15 protein-coding genes are annotated in these 21,646 nt (G+C 72.7%); 7 read left to right on the top strand and 8 right to left on the bottom strand.

From position 1 onward, the window contains the following. Nucleotides 1-9 precede the first annotated feature (9 nt). Nucleotides 10-1,239, bottom strand: a complete 1,230-nt coding sequence (locus ETAA1_RS33690) for a SpoIIE family protein phosphatase (protein ID WP_145241585.1) — start codon at nt 1,237-1,239, stop codon at nt 10-12. A 119-nt stretch (nt 1,240-1,358) separates the two neighbouring features. Here ETAA1_RS33690 and ETAA1_RS20060 point away from each other — a divergent pair, with 119 nt between their 5' ends. The 3 genes from ETAA1_RS20060 to ETAA1_RS20070 are packed head-to-tail and all read left to right on the top strand — an operon-like array spanning nt 1,359 to nt 4,019. Then, nucleotides 1,359-2,219 (top strand): 3-methyladenine DNA glycosylase, encoded by an 861-nt coding sequence (locus ETAA1_RS20060; RefSeq protein WP_238389261.1) that lies wholly within the window; start codon nt 1,359-1,361, stop codon nt 2,217-2,219. Between the two features lie 32 nt (nt 2,220-2,251). Then, nucleotides 2,252-3,772 carry an ArnT family glycosyltransferase gene (locus ETAA1_RS20065; protein ID WP_145241587.1) on the top strand — a complete coding sequence of 507 codons (1,521 nt, stop codon included), beginning with the start codon at nt 2,252-2,254 and terminating at the stop codon, nt 3,770-3,772. A 49-nt stretch (nt 3,773-3,821) separates the two neighbouring features. Beyond that, nucleotides 3,822-4,019 (top strand): hypothetical protein, encoded by a 198-nt coding sequence (locus ETAA1_RS20070; protein ID WP_145241590.1) that lies wholly within the window; start codon nt 3,822-3,824, stop codon nt 4,017-4,019. A 36-nt stretch (nt 4,020-4,055) separates the two neighbouring features. Here ETAA1_RS20070 and ETAA1_RS20075 read toward each other — a convergent pair whose 3' ends face one another. Further along, entirely contained in the window at nt 4,056-5,318 is a 1,263-nt protein-coding gene (locus ETAA1_RS20075) for a glycosyltransferase family 4 protein (protein WP_145241592.1), read from the bottom strand. A 32-nt stretch (nt 5,319-5,350) separates the two neighbouring features. Here ETAA1_RS20075 and ETAA1_RS20080 point away from each other — a divergent pair, with 32 nt between their 5' ends. From ETAA1_RS20080 to ETAA1_RS20090, 3 genes are read left to right on the top strand one after another with little or no spacing between them, the layout of a single operon-like run. Beyond that, nucleotides 5,351-6,556: a pyridoxal phosphate-dependent aminotransferase gene (locus ETAA1_RS20080; protein ID WP_238389262.1), complete on the top strand. Its 1,206-nt coding sequence runs from the start codon at nt 5,351-5,353 to the stop codon at nt 6,554-6,556. Between the two features lie 25 nt (nt 6,557-6,581). Beyond that, on the top strand, nt 6,582-7,532 hold the full coding sequence (locus ETAA1_RS20085) for an ornithine cyclodeaminase family protein (RefSeq protein ID WP_145241595.1): 951 nt from the start codon (nt 6,582-6,584) through the stop codon (nt 7,530-7,532). Between the two features lie 13 nt (nt 7,533-7,545). After that, complete coding sequence (locus ETAA1_RS20090; RefSeq protein ID WP_145241597.1) at nt 7,546-8,811, top strand: competence/damage-inducible protein A; 1,266 nt, start codon at nt 7,546-7,548, stop codon at nt 8,809-8,811. On the opposite strand, the gene ETAA1_RS20095 is transcribed toward ETAA1_RS20090, so the two are convergent. The 3 genes from ETAA1_RS20095 to ETAA1_RS20105 form a co-directional block, all read right to left on the bottom strand. Next, nucleotides 8,798-10,738 carry a tetratricopeptide repeat protein gene (locus ETAA1_RS20095; protein WP_145241600.1) on the bottom strand — a complete coding sequence of 647 codons (1,941 nt, stop codon included), beginning with the start codon at nt 10,736-10,738 and terminating at the stop codon, nt 8,798-8,800. The genes ETAA1_RS20090 and ETAA1_RS20095 overlap by 14 nt on opposite strands. 79 nt (nt 10,739-10,817) lie before the next feature. Continuing rightward, entirely contained in the window at nt 10,818-11,231 is a 414-nt protein-coding gene (locus ETAA1_RS20100) for a hypothetical protein (protein WP_145241602.1), read from the bottom strand. A 123-nt stretch (nt 11,232-11,354) separates the two neighbouring features. Further along, the gene (locus tag ETAA1_RS20105; protein WP_145241604.1) at nt 11,355-11,567 is read right to left on the bottom strand and encodes an H-X9-DG-CTERM domain-containing protein; all 213 of its coding nucleotides are present in this window, start codon (nt 11,565-11,567) and stop codon (nt 11,355-11,357) included. Between ETAA1_RS20105 and ETAA1_RS20110 the strand changes: the two genes are divergently transcribed. Further along, nucleotides 11,566-12,843: a DUF1501 domain-containing protein gene (locus ETAA1_RS20110; protein ID WP_145241606.1), complete on the top strand. Its 1,278-nt coding sequence runs from the start codon at nt 11,566-11,568 to the stop codon at nt 12,841-12,843. The two genes, ETAA1_RS20105 and ETAA1_RS20110, sit on opposite strands and share 2 nt — an antisense overlap. A gap of 14 nt (nt 12,844-12,857) precedes the next feature. On the opposite strand, the gene ETAA1_RS20115 is transcribed toward ETAA1_RS20110, so the two are convergent. The 3 genes from ETAA1_RS20115 to ETAA1_RS20125 are packed head-to-tail and all read right to left on the bottom strand — an operon-like array spanning nt 12,858 to nt 21,629. After that, complete coding sequence (locus tag ETAA1_RS20115) at nt 12,858-13,766, bottom strand: alpha/beta fold hydrolase (protein WP_145241608.1); 909 nt, start codon at nt 13,764-13,766, stop codon at nt 12,858-12,860. 24 nt (nt 13,767-13,790) lie between these two features. Beyond that, nucleotides 13,791-14,957, bottom strand: coding sequence for a 3-oxoacyl-ACP synthase III (locus ETAA1_RS20120; RefSeq protein WP_145241610.1), 1,167 nt, complete (start codon nt 14,955-14,957; stop codon nt 13,791-13,793). A gap of 39 nt (nt 14,958-14,996) precedes the next feature. Continuing rightward, a complete protein-coding gene (locus tag ETAA1_RS20125; RefSeq protein ID WP_145241612.1) occupies nt 14,997-21,629 on the bottom strand; it encodes a beta-ketoacyl synthase N-terminal-like domain-containing protein in 6,633 nt (2,210 codons plus the stop codon). Between the last annotated feature and the right edge of the window lie 17 nt (nt 21,630-21,646).

Genomic DNA, 21,646 nt, shown 5'->3' on the forward strand with positions numbered 1-21,646 from the left:
CTCGCCCCGTTATGCCCCCCGCTCCGCGGGGGGTTTCTTCTTGCGCTTCGCCTCGTGGTCCCCGGCGGGGAAGCACACTTCCATCATCGAGAAGTCGTCGTCCAGCGTCTCCCGGCCGCTCAGCGTACGCGAGTGCGCCAGCTGCTCTTCGATCATCCCCTCGCGGCCGATGAGACCCCCGAGGTAGCCGAGGAAGTCCTCGAACGGCCACATCTGCCGGGTCGCGGCCACCTCGATCTCGAAGACGCCGTCGCTGAACACGACGAGCCGCGCGTCCGGCGGCACGGGCACCGTGCGGTTGTCGTAGGGCATGCCCGGCATCATCCCGGCCGCGGGGCCGTCGGCGGCGAGCTGCTCGACCTGCCCCGCGTGGCACAGCAGCGCCGGCGGGTGACCGGCGTTGCAGTACGTGAGCGTGCGGTCGGCCGGCCGGTAGACGCCGTACCAGATGGTGAAGTACTTCCCGTCCTGCCGGTCCATCGGGAACGAGTCGTTGAGCTTGGACACGACCGCCGCGGGGTCGCGGATGTTGGTGTCCGGCAGCGACTTCGCCATGAGCAGGTTGCAAACCGACACCGCCAGCAGCGCCGAGCCGACGCCGTGACCGCTAACGTCCAGCAGGAAGACGGCGAGGTGGTCGGCGTCGAGCCAGTGGTGGCCGAACATGTCGCCGGCGAGCTGCGTGGACGGCACGAACCGCCAGTCGATCCGCACCGACCCCGTCGTGAGCTTCGGCGGCAGCAGCGACTGCACGTACCGCGAGGCCTGCCGCAACTCCGCGGCGAGTTCCTTCTGACTCTCGGCGAGCCGGCGGTACGCCTCGTTGCGCTCCAGTAGCGCGGTGTAGCCGCGGGAGTGGTACTTCACGCGCGCCACGACTTCGAGCTTGTCGGGGAGCTTGACCATGTAGTCGTTGGCGCCGAGGGCGAAGGCGCGGGCCTTGATGACCGGCTCCTCCTTGCTGGAGAGCACGACCAGCGGCACGTCGCGTGTCGCCGGGTTGGCGCGGAAGAACTTGACGAGCAGGAGCCCGTCCACGTCGGGCATCACGAGGTCTTGCAGGACGACGGTCGGGCGGAACTCGGCGGCCACGTCGAGGGCGGCGGCGGGGTCCGCGCAGTACTCGAACGCCACGTCCGGCTCGCCGGCGAGCATCTGGCGGACGGTCTGGCCGACGATCGGCTGGTCGTCCACGAGGAGGACGCGGACGGGGGCCGGCTGGGAGGGAGCGACGGGCATGGCGGGCTCGGGGGCGAGTCGGGTGTATTACACCCCGGTAAGATGGCGAAGGGAAGTGGAGAGGGGCGATCGTGACGGCGGGACCGGCGGCGCAACCGATTCGACCGCGCCAACCGGCCGTGCTGCCGCGCCCGGCGTGGGAGGCCGCCCGCGCCGGCGACCTGGCCCGCCTCCGCCCCCTCGCCGACGAGCGTATCCGTCGCGCGAGCCGCGGCGAGAAGCACCCGGTCCACGACTTCCTGTTCGAGTACTACAGCTTCCGCCCGGCCCACCTCCTCCGCTGGACCCCCGGCGCGGACGTGCTGTTGGAAGGTGCGTCACCCGGCGAGCTGGCGTGGAGCGAGTTCGAGCCCGCGGACGGCGGGCTGCTCCTACCCGCGGCCGCGTTCCCGGCGCATCGGGTCGAATACCTCCGCTGGGCGGCGGCGTACCTGGACGCGGTGGCGGCGCGGGAGCCGTCGTTCGCGTGCCTGGGGCTGCACGAGTGGGCGATGGTGTACCGCGACCCGAACGTGCGCCACCCCTACGTGCCGCTGCGGCTGTCGCGCGCCGACACCGACGCCGTCGTCGAGAGCCAGCCGCTCCGCTGCACGCACTACGACGCCTTCCGCTTCTTCACCGCGGACGCAGTTCCCCGCAACCGACTGGAACTGACGCGCGCCGCGACCAGCGAGCACGACCAACCGGGCTGCGTCCACGTGACGATGGACCTGTACCGGTTCGCGTACAAGGTGGCGCCGTTCTGCCCGTCGGGCGTGACGGCCGACTCATTCGAGCTGGCCGCGGCGGCGCGGGCGATCGACATGCGGGCCAGCCCCTACGACCTCACCGGGTACGGGTACGAGCCGATCCGCATCGAAACGAAGGACGGCCGCGAGGAGTACGTCGAGCACCAGCGGGTGCTCGCGGCCCGCGCGGCGCCGGTCCGGGAGGCGCTACGAGCGGTGTACGGGCGGCTGCTGGCGGCGGTTCCGGGTTGACGCCGTCCCCCTGGAGTGCGTAGAAGCCCCGGATGCCGCCCGCCCTGCGAGTCGCCGCGCTGCTGATTCTCGGCTGGGTCGCGCTCAACCTCGCGTACCTCGGCTGGTTCTGCCCGCTGGACCTGTCCCCGGACGAGGCCCACTACTGGCACTGGTCCCGTCATCTGGACTGGGGCTACTACAGCAAGGGGCCGCTGGTCGCGTGGCTGGTCCGCGGCAGTTGCGACCTGTTCGGCACGTCCGCGTTCGCCGTCCGCCTGCCCGCCGTGCTGTCGAGCGCGGCCCTCCTCGCCGCCGTGTTCGTACTCGCGCGCAACACCCTCCGCGACGACCGGGCGGCGCTCGTCACCGTCGCCGTGGCGATGACGCTGCCGCCGGTGAGCGCCGGCGCGGTGTTGATGACGATCGACCCGCCGTTCCTGGCGTGCTGGGCGTGGGCGCTCGTCGGCGTGCAGCGCGGGTCGCTCGGGGGGTGGCTGCTGGCGGGCGTCTGCTCCGCGCTCGGTGTGCTGGCGAAGTACCCGATGCTGCTCCTGCCCGCGGCCGTGTTGGGCTTCCTGCTCACGACGCGCCGCGACGAACTGCGGCGGCCCGGCTTCTGGTTGTTCGTCGCGCTCACGGGCGTCGGGTGTGTGCCGCTCGTGCTGTGGAACGCGGCCAACGACTGGGTCTCGCTGCGGCACGTGCTCGGGCAGTCGGGCGTCGGCGACGGGGTGAAGCCGCGGAGCGCCGACGGGCTGAACGCCGTCCGCTTCGTGGGAACGCAGGGCGGGGTGCTACTCGGCACCGGGTTCGCCGCCTTCGCCGCCGCCGGGTGGTCGTTCCACCGCACCACTGACACTCGGCTGTCACTCCTGTGGTGGGCGTCGGTGCCGGTGTGGGGCGTCTTCCTGGTGGCGAGCCTACGCAACCCCGGGCAGCCGAACTGGCCGGCGGCGGCCTACGTCGGCGGCCTCGTCCTCGCTGCGGAGTGGGTGAGGCGGCACGGCTTCCGGCACACGGTCATGGGCACCGCGGTCGTGGGGCTGGTCGTGAGTGTGGTCGTGCGCTACCCGGCGCTACTGCTCCCGCTCGCCGGGGAAGCGACGGAAGCGAACCCGACGCCGGTCCGCCGCTTCGACCCGACCGCCCGCCTCCGCGGCTGGCGAACGCTCGCCGCCGAGATCGACCGCGTCCGCGGTCGAATCGCGCAGGAAACCGGTACGGAGCCCGTGCTGGCCGGGGTGCGGTGGCACGTGCCGGGCGAATTGGCGTTCTACTGCCGCGGCCGGCCCGAGGCGTACTCGTTCGGCCCGGCGCTGGAGGACCGGCACAGCCAGTACAACCTGTGGCGGCCGAACCCGACGGCCGACGCGCAAGCCTTCCGCGGCCGGTCGTTTCTTTACGTCGGGGAAGAAATTCCAGGTGCCGACCGGGTCTTCGAGCAGGTGGAGCCACCGTTTCAGGTGGTACACACCGAATTCGGGGTGCCGGTGTCGGTCTGGACGGTCTGGGTGGGCCACGGATTCCGGGGATTTCCCGAAGGATACCGGCTTACCCGCCCGACTTACTGATTCAGCCCGCCCGGCGGAGTCGGGCGGTTCACATACCGGGTTCCAGCTCGTGAGTCATTACACCGTGGCGTGTGCGTCGTGCGGTCTCCGCTGGCAGAAGCCGGGGAGTTTGAGCGCGTACGAGGGGCAGTCCGTCGAGAGCCGGCCGTGCCCGTCGTGCGGGGCGTACACGCTGGGGTGCGCCGAAGTCCGCCCCGCGGCTCGCGGCCGCCGGTCCGCCGAGCGGCCGCGACGGGCCGCGGCGTAGTCGTACCGCTTTTGAGCCGGTCCCGTAAGGGGTCGGCTAGGTCGGCGAACCGCGCCGCAATACCAACATCTCCCGCCGCACCATCTCCAGCTTGTCCGCCCAGCGGAACTCCCGCCCCGCGCGATCCCGTCCGGCCTCGCCGAGCCGGACGCGCAACCCGGCATCGCACACGAGCCGCCGCAACCGATCCGCCAGCCCGGCCACGTCACCGCATCGCGCCTGCAACCCGTCGACCTCATCGCGCACGAGTTCCGCCGGCCCGCCCGCGCGGTAGACGAGGTTCGGCTTGCCGTTCGCCCACGCCTCCAGCAGCACCAGCCCGAACGAGTCCGACCGCGACGGCAGGGCGAAGGCGTCGATTCCGGCGTAGAAGTCGCGCTTCGCCGCCTCCGACAGCACGCCCAGCCGCACGACGCGGTCCCGGTGCGGGCAGCGATCCCACGCGGCGCGGAAGTTCGGCATCTCCGGCCCGGCCAGGACGAGGCGGAAGTCCTTCCCCGTCGCCCACACCCGGGCCGCGGCGTCGAGCAGGTCGACCGTACCCTTCTCGACGCTGGCGTTCGCCAGGTGCCCGACCACGGGTTCGCCCGGGCCGACGCGCCACGCCTGCCGGGCCGCAGCGCGGTCGCCGCCGGTACACTCCGCGGCATCGACGCCGAGCCCTTGCAACACGACACGCTCGGGACGCACGCCGAGTGACACCACGGTGTCACGCTCGACGCGGGTCTGCACGAACACGCGGTCGGCCTGTCGCAGCAGCCAGCGGAGGTGCGGCGTCGTGTACTGCCGGCGGGTGCGGTCGTGGGGGTCGGTGGGGTCCCCGGTGTGGAGGAACGGCGTGATGAGGAAGGGCACGCCGCGGCGCCGCGCCAGTCGAAGCGCGCAGGCGATCGGGAACGAGTACGGGAAGGCGGTGGCGTGGACCGCGTCGAGTGGTTCTGCGTATCGGCCGGCCGCGGCCCACATCGCGGGGCAGACCGGGTTGCACGGGGCCGTCAGCGCCTGCCAGCGGCGCACCGGCACGAGCGACGCGGCCTTCAGCACGTAGCGCCGGCCGGGGAGCGCGAGCGGCGGGAAGCGGTGAACGGTCACCGGTCCGTCATCCGGCTCGGCGATTTCGCGCGAACCTCGCCACATGTCGGTGAGTCCGACGGCGGAGCTGGTGAACACCGTCACCGCGTCCCCGTGCGCCGTCAGGTAGTCCGCCAGCCGGGCGAAGTACGCCTCGCTCCCGCCGACCGCGGGCGGGTAGCGCTGGACGAAGTGGGCGACGCGCAGGGGCGACGTAGGATGATCCACTGGCCCGCCGCTCCCTCAACCGACCCTCACGGGTGACCCGCGACATGATCCGCACGTCGAAGCTGGCCGCGTCGATCCAGCCGTCCGCCACCATAGCCGCGGGGGCGAAGGCCCGTCAACTCAAGGCCGCCGGCGTGAAGGTGTTCGACTTCAGCCTCGGCGAGCCCGACTTCGACACGCCGAAGCACATCTGCGAGGCCGCCGAGAAGGCCGCACTCGGCGGCCAGACGCACTACACGCCGACCGCCGGCACCGCCGAGGTGAAGGCCGCCGTGGTCCGCTGGTACAAGCGGGTGTACGGCTACGAGTTCGGCCCGGAGAACGTCATCGTCTCGAACGGGGCCAAGCACTCGCTCCACAACGCCCTCGCCGCCACCGTCGGCCCGGGCGACGAGGTCGTCATCCTGGCCCCGTACTGGGTGAGCTACTCCGACCTGGTGTCGATGACGGGCGCGACGCCGGTGCTGGTGAACACGACCGCGGCGAGCGGCTTCAAGGCCAGCCCCGCGCAGGTCGCCGCGGCCCTGACGCCGCGGACGCGGATGCTGATGCTCAACTCGCCGTCGAACCCGACCGGCAGCGTCTATACCCGGGCCGAGATCGAGGCCGTGGTGGACGCCCTGCCCCCCGAGGTGGCCATCCTCAGTGACGAGATTTACGAGCAGCTCACCTACGGCACCGCGAGCCCGACGTGCGTGGCGACGCTGAAGCCGGGCCTCCGCGAGCGGACGATCACCGTCAGCGGCGCGAGCAAGAGCTACGCCATGACGGGCTGGCGGATGGGCTGGTGCGTGGCCCCCGCGGCGGTGGTGAAGGCGATGGACACGATCCAGAGCCAGGAGACGAGTTGCCCGTCGAGCGTGAGCCAGGCCGCGCTGATCGCGGCGCTCGACGGCCCGCAGGCGTGCGTCGCCGAGATGCGGGCCGAGTTCGCCGCCCGCCGCGAGCTGACGCTGAAGCTGCTGAACGGCATCCCCGGCCTCGTGGTGCCGAACCCGGAGGGGGCGTTCTACGCCTTCTTCGACGTGTCACACTTCTTCGGCAAGAGCTTCGGCGGCAAGCCGGTCACGGACTCGCTCTCGTTCTGCGCGGCGCTGCTGGAGCAGGCGCACGTGAACCTCGTGCCCGGCTCCGCGTTCGGCGCGGAGGGCTTCGCCCGGATGTCGTTCGCCACCGGCCGGCCGACGATCGAGGCGGGGCTCGGCAAGCTCCGCGAGTGGCTCGCCACCGCGGTGTGACTGAACCGCCCACCGGGGTGCGACGATGCTGTACCTGACCGAGGCCGAGGTCGGCCGGCTGCTGACGATGGACCTGGCGCTGGACGCGGTCGCCGCCGCGTTCCGCAAGCTCGGGTGCGACGAGGCCGAGAACGTGCCGCGCCGCCGCTGCCAGACCGACCGGCTGATGCTGCACGTCCTCCCCGCCGCGGCCAAGACGCTCGGTGCCGTCGGCTTCAAGGCCTACACCACCCCGCGCGACGGTCCAGCCCGCTTCCACGTCACGCTGTTCGACCCGGCTACGGGGGAGATGTCGGCACTGATCGAGGCGGACCTGCTCGGCCAGTTCCGCACCGGCGCCGCGTCCGGCGTGGCGACGAAGAAACTGGCCCGCGCCGACGCCGCGACTGCCGGCTGCATCGGCACCGGCAAGCAAGCCCGCACGCAGGTGCTGGCGGTGTGCAAGGTGCGGGCTCTGAAGCAGGTGAAGGTGTACGGCCGCGACGCCGACCGCCGCACCGCCTTCGCCGCGCGACTGACCGCCGAGACGGGCGTCGAGGTCGTGCCCGTCGCGTCCGCGGAAGAGGCCGTGCGCGGCCTCGACATCGTCATCACCGTCACGAACGCTCGCGAGCCGGTGCTGAACGGCGCGTGGCTCGCGGACGGCTGCCACGTCAACCTCGCGGGCTCGAACTTCCTGTCGCGGGCGGAGGCGGACGTGGAGGTCTTTCGTCGCGCCGCCGTGGTGACGGTCGACAGCAAGGAGCAGGCCCGGCTGGAGGCCGGCGACCTGGTGGCGCCGATCAACGAGCACGTGCTGAGCTGGGCGGACGTGTTCGACTTCGGCCCGCTGCTGGTGGGCAAGTACCCGGGCCGCGAGTCGCCGGCGGACGTGACGGTGTTCAAGTCGCTCGGCCTGGGCATCGAGGACGTGGCCGTCGCCGCCCGCGTGCTGGAGTTGGCCCGCCAGCAGGGCATCGGCCGCGAACTCTTGTGACCCGGGACACCCCATGAAGGCCGAGATTCTGTCGATCGGCAGCGAGATCACCAGCGGCCAGAACCTCGACACGAACGGCCAGTGGCTCAGCCGCCGGCTCGCCGAGATCGGCATCGCCGTCGGGTTCCACACCACCGTCGCCGACGACCTGGCCGACAACGTCGCGGTTTTCCGCGCTGCCACCGAGCGGGCCGACCTGGTTCTTGCCACCGGCGGGCTCGGGCCGACGCAGGACGACCTGACCCGCGAGGTCATCGCCGCCGTCGCCGGGGTGCCGCTCGTGGAGGACGCCGACTCGCTCGCGCACATCCGCGGCATGTTCGCCCGCCGCGGCCGCGAGATGCCGGAGCGGAACCGCGTGCAGGCGCTGCTCCCGGTCGGTGCCGAGGTGCTGTTCAACGCCGCCGGCACCGCACCCGGGGTGTGGATGCGGATCGGGCGCTCCACGATCGCGGCGATGCCCGGCGTGCCGAGCGAAATGTTCCGGATGTTCGAGGAGCAGGTGAAGCCGCGGCTGCTGCGGGCCGGCGTCGGCGGCGGCGTGGTCGTGCAGCGGAAGCTGAACACGTTCGGCCTCGGCGAGTCGGCCGTCGAGGACAAGGTCGCCGACCTGACCCGCCGCGGGCACGTCCCCGAGGTCGGCATCACCGTGAGCGACGCCGTGGTTTCGCTCCGCATCCTGGCGTCGGCCGGCTCACTGGCCGAGGCACAGGCGCAGATCGCCCCCGTCGAGCAGGCGGTCCGCGAGCGGCTCGGCGAGTTGGTGTTCGGCGCCGAGGACGAGGAGCTTCAGGACGTGGTCGTCCGCGAGTTGAAGGAGCGCGGCGTGACGCTGGCGAGCGCCGAGAGCATCACCGGCGGGCTGGTCGCGCACCGCGTGTGCCTCGTGCCGGGGGCGAGCGACGTGTTCCGCGGCGCGGCGGTGACGTACACGGACGACGTGAAGGCCCGCGAGTTGGGCGTGCCGCGCGAGCTGCTGGCGCGGGTCGGGGCGGTGAGCGAGCCGGTGGCGCGGGCGATGGCCGAGGGCGTGCGGGCGAAGTTCGGCACCGACCTGGGCGTGGCCACGACCGGCTTCGCCGGGCCGGGAGGCGGCACCGACGCGGACCCGGTGGGGACGGCGTACGTGGCGTTGGCACACGCCGGCGGCACGGAGGCGGCGCGGTACGGGTGGCTCGGCACGCGGGCCGAGGTGATGAGTCGCACGGCGAAGTTCGCGCTGAATCTGGTGCGGCTCCATCTGAGCCGCTTGCCGCCGGCCGGGGTCACCGGCGGATGAGTAGCAGGTACCAGTCGGACGCGGCCTGCCGGGCGTCGGGGCGGGTGTAGAGGGCGAGTGCGGCGTCGACCTCGCGGCGGGCGGCGGCCGCGTCGCCCTGGCGCTGGCGGGCGGCGGCCAGCAGCAACCTCGGCCGCGGGTGAATCGGGTTCAGCACCAGCGCCGCCCGCGCGTCGGCTTCCGCCCCGGGCCAGTCGCCGCGCAAGCCGCGCGAGGTGCCCCGTGCCAACAGCGGCTCGACCGCCGAAGGTGTCAGTCGCGCCCACGCCGAAGCCGCTTCCTCCGCCACGTCGTAGCGCCCCGCCGCGGTCGCGGCCGCCGCCAGTTCCGCGAGCGCCGCTTCCGACTCGGGTGCGCCTCTCGCTGCCGAGCGCGCTTCGGCGAGCCGTTCGGGGTCGCGGCCGGCCACGCCCAGCGCGATCGAACGGGCCACGCGCGCGTGGGTGTCGTCGGGCCACTTTTCCACTGCCGCCGCCAGCCGGTCCGCTGCGGAGGCCGCGAGCGATGCCTTTCCCGACGACGGCGCGGCGCCAACCAATTCGGCCAGGGCGATCCCGACGGCACGGTCGGCTTCGAGGCCGGCCACGGCGTGCGGCCCGGTGCGGAAGGTGACGAGCGGGTCGGTCCCCGGCGTGAAGCCGCGCGGCGGCGTGTCGGCGACCGGGCGGCGCGGCACGCTGTGGTTCGTCACGCTGGCGTGGACGATGTTCGAGCTGTCGCCGCGCGGCATGTGGCACGCCACGCAACTGTCGGCGCGCGCGGCCCGCTCGGCCGCCGGGGCGACGCACGGCCGCGACTCGTGGCACGTCTGACAGCGGCCGCGGTAGAACGCCGCCTTCGCCGCCGGTGCCGGCACCGCGTGCGGGTCGTGGCAGCTGACGCAGCCGAGCGCCCCCCCGCTGCCGGTGAAGCACTTGCTCTTTTCCATCTGCTCGACCTGCCCGACCGAGCGCCGAGCCTCGACCAGGTCCGGGTGCCGCACCATCACGGTGACGAACAGTTCGAGCGGTAGACCGGGGCGGTATTCGGCCACGTCGCGGCCGCGGCGGGCGACGCGGGCCTGCCCCTGGAGGTGGCACTGCTCGCACACCGCGCCGCGGAGGGCGGGCGGCAGGTGCTTCGGGTTCACGACCGACGTGTCGCGGCCGGCAGTCGCCGGCCCCGTGGTTCGCTCGGCGACGTGAAGCGACCCCGGCCCGTGGCAGCGCTCGCAGCCGACGGACGGCTCGGGCGCCACGACCGGCTCGCGGTAGCGGTTCACCGCCCCGGCCACGGCTTCGACCCGGTCCACGTGGCAGAACAGACAGCCGGCGATGACCGGTCGGCGGCCGCCGTTGCCGGCCAGGTCGAAGCCCGGCGACAGGTCCCAGCGGCCGCCGTCCGGCGTGAACCAGCTGACCGGAGACTGCCACGCCGCGCCGTGATCGAGCGTGAGGTACGACCGGCCGCGCGTGCCCGAGCCGATCGCCAGGTCCGCGGGCACGACGTAGTCGCCCACGGCGGTGCGGACGCGGTGGACGACGCGGTCCTTGTCGCGCTCGACGGCGAGTTCGTGCGGCCCGACCTTGCAGGGGTTGTGCGCCGCGGCGTCGTACCGCTCCACCGGCCCGCCGCCGCCGCCGACCCACGCCGCCGACCGGCCCATCGGGTGACTGCGGTAGGCGGCCGTGACCGCGGGGTGACACGCGGCGCAGGCGGCGTCGCCGACGTAGCGGGCGTCGGGGCGGACGTTGCGGAAGTCGGTGGCGAACGTCACGCGCGGGTCGGGCGGCGGCGGGCCGTGGGCGACTTCGGGTTCGTCCGGCTCGACCGGCGGCGGCTCGGGCGCCGGCGTGCGGAACAGGAACCACCCGCCGGCGGCCACGGCCGCGACGAACACGCCGAGGAGGACCACGGCCGGCAGCGGCGACGTTCGGGCGGTGGTCATGGCTCCCCGGCTCCGGCGCGGACACGCGGGGTGATTCTACGACCCACCGGCGCCGGCCGCGCCGCCCGGCGTGCGACCGCTACCGGCCGGTCCCCCTCGCGCCGATCTCGACGGTGCGGATGCCGCCGTCCTCCAGGAACACGGCGATCCGCAGGTCGAACGGGCCGGGCTCGCGGACCTTCAGGTCGCACTCGTACCGGAACGTCTCGCCGGGGCCGACGGTGACCTGCCCGTGGTGCCGCGACCGGATGCACACCGTGCCGGCGCACCCCTCGTTCAGGCCGACGATCCGCCGCGGCCGGTCGGCGGGGTTGGTCATCTCGAACGTCAGCACGCGGTCGCCGACGGGCACCTCGCCCACGTCGAGGACTTCCGGCGCCACTACCCACGGCGGCTCGGGTTCGTTCATCCGCTGCTCGCGGCGGTACTCGACGACGGCCAGGACGCCGCACACCACCTCCGCGAGTCCGCTCAGGCACGCCGCCGCACGCAAAGCACGCCCTCCGGTTTGCAGCGAAGTTGAACCGCCAAGGCGCCACGTCGCCAACTTAACCACGACCCAATTTTTCTCGATTCAGTGGCTTGTCCGGTAATGGCGTCTTGGCGTCTTGGCGGTTCAACCCCCCGCGTTGACGGCCTCGCTGCCGGCGCGGGACGCCAGCGCCGGCATCACCGCGTCCGCGTCGTACCGCAGGAACCGCACCGAGGCGTCGGCGAGGGCGAAGTTGGCGCCGCCGGGGTGCGGGCTCCAGAAGTGGAACATGCCGCACAAATCGTGACGCCGTCGGCAGGCTGTGGTATCATCCTGCCACGTCGAGGGCACACCCATGCTGAGCGTATACGGCCGGCCCACACGGCTTTGCGACGGAATCACCCGCCGCGAGGTGCTGCGCGTCGGCGGGCTCGCCTTCGGCGGGCTGACACTCGCCGACGTGCTCCGCGCCCGTGACGCCGGCGCGCCGCGCACCAAGTCGGTCATCATGGTGTGGCTCCGCGGCGGGGCGAGCCACATCGACAGCTACGACCCCAAGCCGGACGCCCCGGCCGAGATCCGCGGCGAGTTCGGCACCATCCCGACCGCGCTGCCCGGCGTCCGCTTCACCGAGCACCTGCCGTTGCAGGCGCGACTCGCCGACCGGCTCGCCGTCATCCGCGGCATCCACTCCGTGGACATCGGCGACCACACGCCGCACTACATCCTGACCGGCTTCCCCGACCGCGGCAGGCGGCCCGTCCTCGGCTCCGTGGTCAGCCACTTGCGCGGCCCGGCCGGCGGGCTGCCGCCGTACGTCAGCCTCATGTACGACCCGCCGAAGCTCTACGACAACGAGGGGCCGACGTACCTCGGGCCGGCGCACCGGCCGTTCGTGCCGCGGCGCGAAGGGCTGGCGAACCTCAGCCCGGCGCGCGGCGTTTCGACGGAGTTGCTGAACGACCGCACCGCCCTGCTCCGCCGCTTCGACACCATCAACCGCGAGCTAGACCACACCGGCGGTATGGCCGCGCTGGACTCACACGCCCAACGAGCGCTGGAGATGGTGGCGTCGCCGCGGGTGCGCGAGGCGTTCGACCTGTCGAAGGAGCCGCTCGCGGCGCGGGAGCGGTACGGCAAGTACTGCGAGACGTTCCTGCAAGCCCGCCGGCTGGCCGAGGCCGGCGTCGCGGTGGTGACGCTGAAGGTGGGCGACTGGGACACGCACGAGAAGAACTTCATCGACCACAAGGACCAGCTGCCGCAACTGGACCGCGGCGTTCACGCGCTCGTGACCGACCTGTACGACCGCGGGTTGCAGGACGACGTGGCGGTGGTGGTGTGGGGCGAGTTCGGCCGCGCCCCGCGGGTGAGCCGCGGCGACGGCCGCGACCACTGGCCGGACGCCGGCGCGGCGGTGGTTTTCGGCGGCGGGTTCCGCGTCGGCCAGGTGATCGGCGACACTGACGGCCACGGCGGCCGGTCGCGCGGGGTGCCGTACACGCCGGCGAACGTCCTGTCGAGCCTGTACCGGCACCTCGGCATCGACCCGGCGACGACGCTCCCCGACCACGCCGGCCGGCCGATGCACCTCCTCGACGACCGGGCGCCGGTGCGCGAGCTGAACGGGTGACGCAGCCTGAGGCTTCAGCCGAGCGGGTGCTTCGCCAGGAACTCTTTGACCTTCCCGATCGCCTCGTCGCCGGCGTCCTCGAGCAGGTAGTGCCCGCAGTCGGGCCACGTGTGGGTCTCGGCGTGCGGGAAGTGGCGCTGCCACTCGGCCAGGAAGTGCTTGTCGAACACGAAGTCCTTCATCCCCCACAGCAGCAGCGTCGGCACCCCGCGGAACCGCTCCAGTGACAACGCGGTGTCACGCACGATGTCGTAGCCGGGGTCCGATTCCGACAACGGAATGGTCTGCACGAACTTCAGCACGGCGACGCGGTGTTCGGGCGTGTCGTAGGGTGCGAGGTACATCGAACGCACGTCCCGCGGCAGCGGCCGTCGCGTGACGCACCACCGCGCCGCGGCCCGGCAGAAGGCGTTCCGCTTGAGGATGAGCCACGCCCCGAGCCGCGAATTGCGGCCGACCCGCAGCGTGACCGGCAGCGGCTTCGACGCCGGCAGCGGGAACGCCCCCGTGTTCGTGGCGACGATCCGCTTCACGCGCTCCGGGTGGCGGGCGGCGTAGGCCATGCCGATCATGCCGCCCCAGTCCTGCACCACGAGCGTGACGTTTTCGCGCACCCCGAGGTGCTCCAGCAGCGCCTCCAGGTCGTCGACGCGGGACTTCAGCGCGTAGTCGTAGAGCGACTCGGGCGGCTTGTCGGACAGGCCACAGCCGATGTGGTCGGGCACGATGCAGCGGTACTTGTCGCGCAGCGCGAGGACGAGGTTGCGGAAGTAGAACGACCACGTCGGGTTGCCGTGAACCATGACGACGGGGTCGCCGGCGCCCTCGTCGAGGTAGCTGAGGTGGAGGCCGCTGCGGTCGAAGGTGTGGGGCGTGAACGGGTACAGGCCGGGGTGGGGGAGAGCCGCTACTTCATTCCGCATTCCGCGCTCCGCGTTCCACACGGCTTACCACTCGATCCCGAGCATGAGGCAGTTCAGGCCGCTGCCGATGCCGAGCCAGCCGACGCGGTCGCCGGGGCGGAGGAAGTCGCGCTCCTCGGCCAGGGCGGCGGTCAGCGGCAGCGACACGGTGCCGATGTTCCCCAGGAACGGGAACGTGCTGAAGTCCTTCTCCAGCGGGATGCCGAGCGACCGCAGCACGGTGTCGCGGTGTTGGGACCCGACCTGGTGACAGATCACCTTGTCCACGTACTCCGGCCGCCAGCCGAACTTCGCCTGGAACATCTGCCAGGTGCGGCCGCCGAGCTCGACGCCGTGCTTCAGCACCTCGCTGGCGTGCGTCTCCATGAACGGGATGCGGACGTGCCGCAGGCCGAGGTCGAGCCCTTGCTTCAAGAGCGCCGTCGCCCCGGTGCCGAGGTCGATCCCCTTCTTGACCAGCGCCGACGCGCCTTGGCCGAGTACCTTGTCCACGGCCCCGACCGCGGCCGGCAGCACCGACTGCAAGCCCCACTTGCACAGGTGGTGGTGCTGCGTCGCGTTCTGCACCACGCCGCCGACCAGCCGCCGCCGCTTCGCCCGGCTCAGTTCCTTCCCGGTCACCAGCACGCCGACCGCGCCCGAGCCGCCGGTGAGCGTCGCCACCGACTCGACGAAAAGCTCGCGGCTGCGGGTGCGGAGCATGCGGTCGATGGTGTGCTCGTTGATCTCGCGGGCCGTCTCCGCGGACACGACCAGCCCCGCCCGGGCCTGCCCGAGTTCGATACGGTTGGCCACGTCCACGACACCGTTGAGGACGCCGAGGCAGGCGTTCGACACGTCGTACACGGCGGCGTTAGCGCTGATGCCGAGGCGGTGGGCGACGGCGCACGCGGTCGCCGGCTCGAAGTTCTCTCGGCACACGCCGGCATAGATCAGCACGTCGATCTCGGACGGGTCGATGTCGGCGGCGTCGAGCGCCTTCTTGCCGGCCGCGGCCGCACCCTCCGACAGCGGGTACTCGGGCTCCCACCAGCGGCGCTCGCTGATGCCGGTGAGCAGCTCGAGGTGCCCCGGCTTCATCCCCATCGCGTCGTAGACCGTGGACAGCCGCGACTCCAGCTCGGCCGTCGAGACGACGACCGGCGCGAGTTCGTAGCCGATCGACTCGATATGGACGCGGTTGTACTTCATGGTGGTCCGGCGTCCCTAGCCCGGAGAGGCGGGGCCCGGTCATTCTAGGTTGAAGTCGGTCATCTGGTAGATGACACGGCCGTCCACGGTGAGGAAGCCGTTCGCGGTCAGGCGGCGGGTCGCGTCGTCGGCGGCCGTCACCTCCAGGAGCACCGTCACCTCGCGGTCGGTCGGCAGCACCTGGCCGCGGTACGTCCACGAGTGCGCGCGGCCGAGCGACAGCTGCCAGCCGCCGGCGGGCGGGTCGCCCCAGCGGCGCCACGCGGCATACTTCAGCAGTTGCAGGAACGATTCCAGCCCCAGCGAACCGGGCCACACCGGGTCCTGGTAGAAGTGCGCCTGGAAGAACCAGAAGCCGGGATCGACCGCGATCCGGCCGACGACGAGGCCGAGCCCCTTCGCCCCGCCGGCCGGCAGGTAAGATTCGATGCGGTCGACCATCCGCATCTGCGGGGCGGGGAACGGCGGGTCGTGCGGCAGCGTGTCGCGTCCGTAGCGGTCGACGCCCGACGGCCACGGGACGACCGCCTCGCGGATGCCGACCTGGTTCGCCAGCTGCGCGTGCGAGAAGAAGCCGAAGTACGTGGTGCCCGTGTACACCGGCCCGTGCCGGTCGCTCACTGCCATGTCGTAGTGCTGGATGATCATGCCCGCGGACTTGGACACGTTCGTCATCTTCGCCCGCATCGTGAGCGTGCCGGTGTCCGGCGTCACGGGCCGGTGCTGCGTCGCCTTGCCGCCGAGGTTGCGGAACTTCAAGTCTTCGGGGCTCGTGAGCGCCGAGCCGCAGTAGGCCGCGAGCCAGCCGCACGGCTGGAGTGCGATTTCGAGCAACACGCTGAACGGCATGTGGCCCGAGCGCTCGGCGTCGAAGTACCACTCGCCCGGCGGCACGTCGTACTCGGCGACGCAGGCCGCGCCGGCCTTCAGCACGAACGGCTCGCCCACGACCTCGGTCACCCGATCGACGAAGGCGAACGGCGGCCGCGGCAGGCGGGCGATCTTGCGGTCGTGGTCGAACACGCGGTACGGCTCGCCGAACGCGTCGGAGGGATTCCCTTCGGCGAAGGCGAGGATGCTCGCGCGGTCGTAGCGCGGACGGGCCGGTGCCGCAGGCGGGCTCTCCGCCCAGACCGCTTCCAGCCGCTCGCGGGACAGCCCCGACATCCGCAGCGACATGTTCGTGATCTCGACGATCGGTTTGCCGTCGGCGTACATCAGGGCGTCGGCCAGGCAGTACGGCTCGGGGCGGAAGCCGAGTTCCTTCACCGTCACCTCGTAGGTGACGGTTTTCGTCGTCTCCAGCACCTGCCCGCGGCACTTCAGCCGGCTGTTCACGCCCGGCACCGGCTCCGTCGCGGCTTCGCCCGCCTCGCACACCCAACCCATGCGCATCAGCAACACGCGCAACGTGTGGAGGCAGCACTCGTACATCAGCGTGCCGGGCATGACGCGGTCGTCGACGAAGTGGCACGTCAGGAACCAGTCGTCGGGGTGGATGTCGAACTCGCCGCGGACGAAGCCGATGCCGAAGCGGCCGCCGGCGGGGTCGATCAGCGGCACGCGGTCCACGAGCCGCAACTTGCCGCCGGGGAGCGGCAGTGGGCGGTGCAGCTTCGCCGCAACGAACGCCGGGCCGAACGCGCCGACGAGGTCGCCCGCCCGCAGCGCGTCCACCTGTGCGGCGTCCAGGGCGCCCACCGCCTGCGGCACCAGGTCGGCCCAGTCGGCGGGCTTCACACCGGGGAGGCGCTGGCGGTCGAGCGCCGTCTGCACGATCCCCTTCCCGGCCGCGAGCGCCGCGGCGGTGAAGAACCCGGCCACACCGTTCCGCATCGTGATGAACGGCTCGCCGTTCACGGTGCCGTCGAAGCGGAAGCGGAACAGCCAGGCGTCGCCCTGCTTCTCGAAGCCGTCGATGCGGATGTCGTAGACGACGGTTTCACCCACGGCCGGCAGCCCGCGGTGGAAGCTGACGACGGCGTCGAGCAGGCGGTAGACGGCGAGGCCGCGCGTCTCGAAGTCGATACCGAGGAAGCCGGACAGGAACAGGTCGGCCTGGCCCGCTTCGACCGAGATGGCGGTCGGGATGCGGCCACTTTCCAGGTACCAGCGGTCGGCGCGGACGGTGTGCGTGGTGACGACGCGGCCGCTCGTCATGGAGCGCGGTTCGCCCTCGATGAGGGTGATGGCGTCCACCAACTGGAGTTCCTTGTCGGGGAGGCGGACCCGTGTCGGGAAGGCGTCCGCGCCGGCGAACAGCGGTCCGAGCGCGTCGCCGACCTTACCCGCAGCGAAGGTGCAGCACTGCTCGAAACTGAGGGCTCGGGGCACGCTCGCCTCCGGGCGAGCGGCCGGAGTCAGCCGGCTGTTGTCGGGCGCCACGGGAGGCGCGCCGCCCGCCATCTGGAGCAACTGCGTCTGGAAGCGCACGACGCCGGCGGCAGTGTCGAGCAGGCGCTGGTTCAGCCGAAGGAACGTCTCCTGGGCGCGCATCATCTCGGCGCGGGCGTCGCACGTCGCGGCAATGGCCGGCGACAAATCGAACGCCGGTGACACCACGGTGTCAGTAACTCGCTCAAGCCTCGGCTCCGTGTGCGTGTCCACCACCTCCATCGCCGGAAGGTCGAGCCACGTCTGGGTGTGGGTCACCGTCTCCGGCGGCTCGGGGATCGTCGGCGCGGACACGTGCCACACGTCGCCGGCCGGTTCCGGTTTCGGCTCGGGCGGCGCCGGCGGACGGTTCCCCACGGGCACCACGACCACCGCGCCGCTCTCGGCCGCGGCAACCCGGTGGCCGACGCAGTGCGACTCGCCGCCGTACAGCGCCGCGAGGTCGACCGGAACCCGTTCGGCGGCGAGCGCCGCGATCAACCGCAACACCTGAGAGACGGCGTCGGCCTTGCCGGCGTGTGCGGCCCGCGCCAGGTGCGGCTTGTCGGCGAGGATCGTCCCGATCATCCGCGTACACGACGCCCCCGGCCCGACCTCGACGAACACCCGCACCCCGTCGCGGTACGCCGCCCGCACCACCGCCGGCACGTCGATCGGCCCCACCAGCCCGGCCGTGATGGAGTCCGCGGCGGCGCGCTCGGTCACCGGATAACTCTTGCCCCACGCGCCGCTGTACACGGTGACGCCCGGCGGCGGAGTCACCGGCAGCGTGTGGAGTTCGCGGTACGCCACCTCGACCGGCCGGCCGGCGTCGCAGTGGGCGAGCGTCACGCCGGACAGCGGGAAGAACGGCCCGCCGAGCGCCGCGGCCAGCTTCGCCACGTCGGCCCGATCGCCGCCGATGACGCACTCCGTCGGCGTGTTCACGATCAGTAGGTACGCCCGCAGCCCCGGCCGCAGCGCCGCCACCACGTCGTCCGCGGACGCGGCCACCACGCCGGCCGCCCAATCGACTTCCTTCTCCCTCGGCACGCCCCAGTGGGCACGAGCCGCGTCGTAGGGCGGGGCCAGGTCCGACACGAACAGCGACGACTCGCGCATCCGCCGGTACATCTCGTCGCGGCCGGGCCACGCGCGGACGCCGAACAGGCCCGCCGACTCGCCGAGGCTCAGGCCGATCATGGCGTCGCACGGGACGCCGAACGAACGGACCACGTCGGACACGAGCGACCCGACGGTCACCTGTCCGAACATCAGGTCGCGGTGCGGGGCGGCGTCGGCGGGAGCGTCCCAGAACAGCTCGGGGGCGAACTGGCTGCGGAGCAACTCGTTCTCCGCGTGCTGCCGGCGCAGCACCGCGGGCCACTGCGCGGACAGGTCGCGGCCCATGCCGTCGAACTGGTTGCCGGAGCCGGGGTAGACGAACGCCACCTTCGCCTTCGGGCCGAGTGGGGCGGGCGAATAGAACACGCGGTCGCGGAGCGCCGGCCGCGGGTCGGGCGGCAGCGGCAGCGTCGGGTCCGAGCGCAGGTGCGCCCGCAGGTACTCGGCCTGCTCGACCAACTCGCCCGCCGACCGGGCGACGAACGCGGCAGCGACCTTCGCCCGCTGGTCGGGTGGGTTTGCGGCAAACCAGCGGCGGGCCAGCGCCTCGACGCCGCCATCCCGGTGAGCGGCCGCGAACGTCAGGTCAGCGGTCGCCGGTACGAGCGCATCGGCAGTCGCGGCTTCGACCACAAATACGGCCTCGTCGCGCGCCCCGAGCGGCTGCCGGCGGTCGGTGGCGTCAGCAGCCCCGCGGTACTCCTCGAGCGCGAACACGAGGCACGAGCCGTCCGCGCCGCGAGCCGGCACCACGGCGCGGCGCGGGCCTTCGGTCCGATCGTGGAGCCAGTACCGCGGTGAACCCGGCACCGGCTGCACCCCCTGGTACAGCGCCAGGCACGCCTTCGCCAGCGACGCCGCGGCCGACGCCGCGCCAACGGCACCCACGTCCGGCCCCGCGTCGAACGGCACGGCGCCGTCGGTCGCGGCCTCGTCGCGCGCCCGGTTCAGCGCGAGCGTCAGCACGTCGGCGGTGGGGCTGTCGCCGGCCGGATCGCCGCCGCCGGCCACGCCGACCCCGCGGACCAGCGCGTACACCCGGTCGCCGTCGCGCTCGGCGTCGGCGAGCCGCTTCAGCACGAACGCCGCGGCCCCGTCGCCGGGCGTCGCCAGGTTCCCCCCCAGGACGGTCCGCGGGTCGCCGACGAGTTCCACGCCGCCGGCCACGGCCCGGTCGATCTCGCCGGCCTGGAGGGCGCGCACGGCCAGTTCGACGGCGCGGGCAGCGCTCGCTTCTTCGCTGCAAACGGTGTGGCTCGGCCCGCCGAAGTGGAAGGTGCGGGCGATGCGGCTCGCGGCGATGCTGCCGAGGGCGCCCATCACGCGGTTAGCGGTGAGCGGCGGCGAGGCCGCGTCCGCGTCGCCGCCGCGGGCCAGTTCGGCCCAGCGGAGGTGGTAGTTCGTCGTGTTCGGGTCGAGCCCGAGGCCGACGAACACGGCCGTGCCCGGGTCACCGTCCGCCGGCGGCTCGAACCGCCCTCGCACGGCGTCGTCGAGCGCCGCGGCCGCGACGTTGAGCATGAGCAACTGCTGCGGCAGTGCGTCCTCCAGTTCCTTCGGCGGGACGCGGAACCGGTCGATCGGCACCGCCAGCTCGTCGATCAGGAAGCCCGGCGGGCACGGCCCGGCGGCGCGGCCCCAGCCGTTGACCTTCGGCACGGGCGAGGCTGGCGCGGCGTTGAGGACGTGTTCCTGGAAGGTTCGCAGGTCCGCCCACGGGCCGAAGTGCGCGGCCATCCCCACGACGGCGACGGGCACCGCCGGCGGCTGCGGGCGAACGACCGCGGCGGGGGCGGGCTCGACCTTCGCCTGACGGGCCGTGACGAGTTTGAGCGGCGCCCCCACCGGCTTCGCGGGAACCGGCGGCTCCTGCCCCGTCCACTCCTCCAGCAGCAGGTGGGCGTTCACGCCGCCGAAGCCGAAGCCGCTCACGGCCGCGCGGCGCGGCTCGTTCCCGCGGCGCTCCCACGGCTCGACCGCTTCCAACACGCGGAACGGTCCGTCGGCGTACTTCAACCCGGGCGCCGGCGCGCGGAAGTTGGCCTGCGGCGGCAGCGTGCCGGCGGCGAACGCGCCGAGTACCTTCGCCACCGCCGCGGCTCCGGCCCCGGTCAGCAGGTGGCCGACGCTCGACTTCACGCTGCCAATGACGCACCGACCGCCGGCGTCGCCCCGGAGCTCGCGGAGGCTGTCGAACTCGACCGCGTCGCCGACGGGCGTGCCGGTGGCGTGGCACTCGACCAACCCCACGTCGCCGGGCGACCACCCGGCCGCGGCGTAGGCGCGACGCATGGCCCGCAACTGGCCCTCCTTCGCGGGGGCCAACAGGTTGCCGTGCATGTCGTTCGACAGGCCGCAGCCGGCGATCACGGCCAGGATCGTGTCGCCGTGCGCGAGCGCGTCGGAGAGCCGCTTCAGCACGAACACCGCGGCCCCTTCGCCGACCATGAGCCCGTCGGCGGCCGCGTCGAACGGGGCACACCGGCCGGTCGCCGAGAGCGCCCGAAGCTGCGCGAAGCCGAGCTGCGTGTACTGCGGGTCGGCGCCGTTGGCCCCGCCGGCGAGCATGGCGTCGGCCCGGCCGGCGAGGAGTTCGTCGGCCGCGAGCTTGAGCGCGTACAGCGACGAGGCACACGCCGCGTCGAGTGTGAAGCTGCCGCCGCCGAGCCCGAGCGCCTTGGCAAGCACGCCCGCCGGCAGCCCCGCGACGTAGCGGTTGAGCGGGTGCGTACGCCGCTCCTCGCCGCCGAGGTATTCGCGGCACAGGGCGTTGGCCCCCATCGTCGGCAGGCAGATGTTCCCGAGTACGACGCCGACGCGAGAGCGGTCTACGGCGGCGGTCCTCGCGGACCGCCAGGCGCGGTTGCCGGCGTCGAGGACGGTGTGGAACAGCGTGTCGAGCTGGGCGACGAGCGCGGCCTCGATGCCGAGGCCAGTCAGGTCAGGGGTGAAGGGGTCGAGGTAATAGCCGCGGGAGTGCGGGGCGGAATCGGGGTGCGGGACGCGCGGGTCGAGACACTTCTCGGGCGGCAGGTGCCAGCGGCCGGCGGGCACGTCGCGAGCCAGATCGCGGGCGGCGGCCACGTCGGCCCAGAAGGCGGCGATGTCGGCCCCGGCCCCGGGCAGCCGCACTCCGACTCCGACGATCGCTACCCGCTCCGGCACAGCTGTCATCCGCGGTCCTTTCCCGT

Source organism: Urbifossiella limnaea (genome assembly GCF_007747215.1).
Lineage (GTDB): Bacteria > Planctomycetota > Planctomycetia > Gemmatales > Gemmataceae > Urbifossiella > Urbifossiella limnaea.